Here is a 4774-nt window from a genome sequence, read left to right on the forward strand (position 1 = left end):
GTCGGGCTCGGCTGTGGTTTCGAGCGCGGCCACGCGCTCCAGAACGATGCGGTAAATGACGGTGTAGCCATTCTTGCAGTGCCGCCGCCCCGTCTCAATCAGAATGCCTTCGCGCAGGAAGTCGATGATGGTGCGCTTGACCGTGCTCTCACTAAGCTCTGTGTGGCGCTGGATCGTCCCCTTGGAACACCAGATGCCTGAGCCGTCATCGCTCGCTTTGTCGGCCAAGAACATGATGATCTGCTTGCGCGCGGCGCTGCCAAAGCGGCGCTCGGCGCATTCATTTGCGATACGCCAACTCATGATCTCAACGCCAATTGGGTTGAGGTCATACCGGAAATGCCGTAGGTATTGGGACGGAAATATTCTTCTATGCCGTTGAGGTGGGTGGCCGCCCCCTCAGCGGTTTTTCTTTGCCCTTTCGTCAGAGCAAGAGACTGTGAAAAACCGTTTACTTGGGCCTCGTAACCTATTGAAAAGTGACCCTGAACGAAACAAGTCCGTTTACAATTTTTCCCTTTAAAATCAACAAAATTTTCCGGATTGCAAATCCGCGTACACCGGTTCGATTCCGGTACTCGCCTCCAATAAAATCAATTATTTAACCGCCAAAAAGCCACTAGCTTGAGCGCCTTGGTGGCGATTTCGGTGGCTAAATTCACTTTTCCCAACGGCGGAGTAAAAACCTGCCATTGGGGCGGAGCAAAATTCCGTGCCCCTGTCAGTCATGATCCGCAGCACCGGCAGGTCATGCTCATCATGGAACGGCAGCACCCGGTCATTGAGCAAATCAGCGGCAGTGATGGGCGTTTTGGTCGTGTAAAGCTTGGCATGTGCATATTTTCAGTTGATTGCCGCCCCGATCCCGGTAGCGTTGTCGCCGAATCTTACTAAGACTGGGCGGTATACCAAAAGTTGTAGTTCGGGTGTTTTGCGGCGCACGCCCGCACAGAGCCCGAACCTACTGATGCTGCAGAGTGGGTGAACGGCTGCCCAGGGCGGGAAGCGGTCACTCGCTGCACCTTGCACCGATGTCCGCTTTGCGCAGATAGCGACATTTGCAAAGTCGACAGATCTTGCAGCTTTGCGGTCGCTCCATGCCGCGGTCGCATGAAGAAGAGCAGACCTTCGCCGCATGTGCAGCCGCCTACCACCTTCGAACGGCGGGGATGCGGACGGAGCTGCCGTTCGCCGCACGCGCAGCCTGGGCATCTCCATTCGCCCGCTTTGCGTAAGGCAGCCGGCATCAGCAAGCTAAACACTGTTTTTCAAAACGGTTGACAGAGAGCACCATTCGAAGCGTCTCGGGAAAACTACAGGCCGCTTCGGCCGACCGTTCAACTATTTTGGTTTTTAGTCAGGTGCCTACGCTCTGGGTGGGCAGGATGGCAGCGCTTAGTCAAACAGAAGTTTCAACGGCAGACCCCAGAGTTAGGGTCTGCCACTTCTAACTTCACTTGCCTGTTCACAAGTCTTGCCACATCTCGCGGGCAGCGTTGCCATCAGAATGCAGTTGAGAAGTTTGCACCGAGGCGGATTGGGTTTTCCAATCCTCTCTGTCACGCGTGCTGGAGTGTGTGTTTTCCACGTTTTCGGCTGCAGGAGCATCTAGTTTCTGGTGTCTTACTTGGAACCGGGCCACCAACTCTGACAATGTGCCCGCGTCACTATTAAGAGTATGTCCCGCCGCTGTAGCCTGCTCAACCATCGCCGCATTTTGCTGCGTCACTTGGTCTAGTTGCATCATGCCGCTGTTTACCTCAGCAAGGCCCGTAGATTGCTCTGCCGCGCCTTCGGCAATTTCGGAAATCAGCCGCGAGATATCGCTGACCCGGCCGACAATGTATTGTAGCGCCTCGCCTGCACGGCCAACAAGATCCACTCCCTGTTCTACTTGGGACGTACTATCACCAATCAGGGCCTTGATATCCATAGCAGCCTCTGAGGAGCGCTGCGCCAGCGTCCTCACCTCGGAAGCCACTACTGCAAAGCCGCGCCCTGCTTCACCCGCGCGGGCAGCTTCGACGCCTGCGTTCAATGCCAAAAGGTTGGTCTGGAAGGCAATATCGTCGATGACGCCGATGATCTGGGAGATCTTGTTCGAGCTCTCCGCAATGCCAGCCATCGCAGTCACCGCATTTTGCACCACCTCGCCGCTGTTTTCCGCTTCCTGCCGGGCTTCCTGTACAGTGCTTTCTACGTTGCGAGCCCCCTCCGCGGAGGCCTTAACGCTGGCGGTGAGCTCATCAATTGATGCGGCAGTTTGCTCGAGTGTTGCAGCTTGGCTTTCCGTGCGTTGCGACAGATCATCCGAAGCCTGGCTAATTTCTGCCGCACCATTGTGGATCGAAGACGTGGATTCAACAACCTGAAGCACGGTAGAATGCAGCGTATCTATAGATGCGTTGAAGTCCGCACGCAGTTGTTCATACTCTTCCGGGAAAACCTCTTGTATCTGAATGGTCAGATCACCGCCCGACAGGCGGGATAGACGCGCGCTCAATTCCTGAACCACTTTTTTAAGCTCGGCGTCCTTGCCCTCGGCCTTCTTCAACTCAGCTTCCTGCATTTTGGCAAGCTCGTCGCGGAACACCTCCAGCGACCGGGCCATATCACCAATTTCGTCGCCGCGCTCCTGGCCAGTGATCTTGACGGCATTGTCGCCTTCGGCCAGCCCCTGCATCGCCCTAGTGATGCCCTGCACTGCCTTCGCCATACTGTTGCCGATCACCAGCGCCAGTACCGATCCGATCAGCACCGCCATGCCGATAGCCACCGGCAGCATGGTGCGGGTCTGCGTCGAGATGGCTTCATTGGCTTCGCGGCGGGTCACCATCAGCGCCTCTTCCTCGGTCTGGAAGTCAGCCATCACCTGGCGGAAGGCGTCGAAATAGGTTTTGCCGCGGCCTTCGCCGACCAGATCGGCCATGTCATCCATGGTGGCCGCATCGCCGATCTCACGGCGCAGGGCGATCATCGGTTCGGTGACATTTTCGCGCCAGCCGTCAATTGTTGCCTGCACTTCGCTGAGCAGTTCCACCTGCGTCGGGTTGTCGCTAACGGTGTCGCTGAGACCCGCGACCAGCTCGCCGAAGCGTGCGCCGCCGGCATTGTAAGGCTCCAGAAAGGCCTCCTGGCCAGCCAGAAGATATCCGCGCATGCCAGTTTCCATGTCCACCGCGGCCGCGATGATGTCATTGGCGGTAGCGATCACCTTGTAAGTGTGGATCGTCCAGTTCTGGGTATCATTCATAGTTGCCAGGGCACCGGCAATTGCCTCTTCGGCTGCCTTAGCTGTTGCCTGGCGTTCCACGATCAGCTTGGCTTCAATAGCAGAGAAATCGGCCATCAGAGAACGGAAGGCGTCGAAATACTGCTTGCCCTTTTGCTCCGATACAAATCGGTCGATTTCATCAAGCGTCACGACACCGACGTTAACTTGGCGGCGCAACTTCATGCCCGGTTCGATGACATTCTTGATCCAGCTGCTGATCAGGGTATCCGCCTCCTTGAGGCGGCCAACCTGGGGCGGGTTATCACTAACGGTTTTCTGAAGCTCGGCAATTGCTTCGCGGAACGCTGCCTTGCCATTGTTGTATGGCTCCAGAAAAGCTTTTTCGCCCGTCAGCATGTAACCACGGTAGCCGGTTTCCATATCAACCCCATGAGCAATAATGCGGGAAGCCTGGGCCAGAACCTTGTGCGTGTGCTCCACCCAGCGGTTGGCTTCGGTCACGGTTTCCCGGTTTGCGGCAACCTGCGCGCGGGCGGCTTCAAACGCAGCCTGGCGCTCTTCCAGAAGTACCTGCTCACGGCTGATGAAAGTGGCAATCTGGTTGCGGAACTTGTCAAAGAACGCCTTGCCGCGGGCCTCACCGACCAGATCGGCCATGTCATTCATGGTTCTGGCATCGCCAATATCGCGGCGCAGCGTAATGGCTGTTTCGGCCACATTGCCCTGCCACTCGCGCAGGATGCCCTCGGCCTGCTGCAGCCGCTCGACCTGGGGCGGGTTGTCGCTGACGGTCTGCTGCAGCGAACCCAGAGCCGCATAGGCGCTGGCCTCGCCGCCGTTGTAAGGCTCCAGGAATTGCTCTTGCCCTGCCAGCAGATATCCGCGCAGGCCGGTCTCCATATCCACTGCCGACCCGACAATCGTTTCCGCCTCGCTCAGCACAAACTGAGTATGCTCCACCCATTTGGCTCGCTCAGCCATTTTTCCAAGATTCATAACAGCCATGACGCCCACACCGATAATCAGCGCCAAGGGCAACAGTGAAGCTACAAGAACCTTTGGCCTGGTCTTGATGTTTGAGAACGAAAAACGACCGGGGCCGAAAAGAGCGCGAAAAGGCATGCTACTGTCCCTTATTAAAAAAGTTGTACTTATGATGTGCAATTTCGCTTTCTAAACCCTAATTTTCTCCTATCGAAATATAATTTGTGCTGACATAATTGTTGATTTTTCGCTCAATTCACGCACCTACTTACCTTAAGAATAATGGCAAGCTCCCCAAACTCCCGTCCCTCAATTGCACGGCAGCGTTGCGATGAGGACACCACTCGCTTCGCCAACCCATCTCTTTGAAACCTACGCAAGGAACGTCTGGTGAGCGCCGTTCGCGGCTTGCTGCCGGTGCGAGCGTCTCAATCGTGGTCTGAGACCGCTATGGGCTCACAGCCGTCGCTCGCCGCAGTCTGGACGAATGGCCGCTGTAGGGAAACCGTCGCCGCTCGACCCCAACAAGCACCTCATGTCGCAAAATCTGTCCTT

General features: G+C 56.4%; 1 protein-coding gene and 2 pseudogenes. All 3 read right to left on the bottom strand.

The window, feature by feature from the left end; all coding sequences use genetic code 11:
* Positions 1–303 (bottom strand): annotated as a pseudogene (locus tag AN476_RS21985) (hypothetical protein); the annotation flags it as partial.
* A 399-nt stretch (positions 304–702) separates the two neighbouring features.
* Positions 703–843 (bottom strand): annotated as a pseudogene (locus tag AN476_RS23005) (IS481 family transposase); the annotation flags it as partial.
* 622 nt (positions 844–1465) lie between these two features.
* A complete protein-coding gene (locus AN476_RS21990) occupies positions 1466–4216 on the bottom strand; it encodes a CHASE3 domain-containing protein (RefSeq protein ID WP_253279972.1) in 2751 nt (916 codons plus the stop codon).
* Positions 4217–4774 lie beyond the last annotated feature (558 nt).

This window comes from Phaeobacter sp. 11ANDIMAR09 (assembly GCF_001294455.1).
Lineage (GTDB): Bacteria > Pseudomonadota > Alphaproteobacteria > Rhodobacterales > Rhodobacteraceae > Pseudophaeobacter.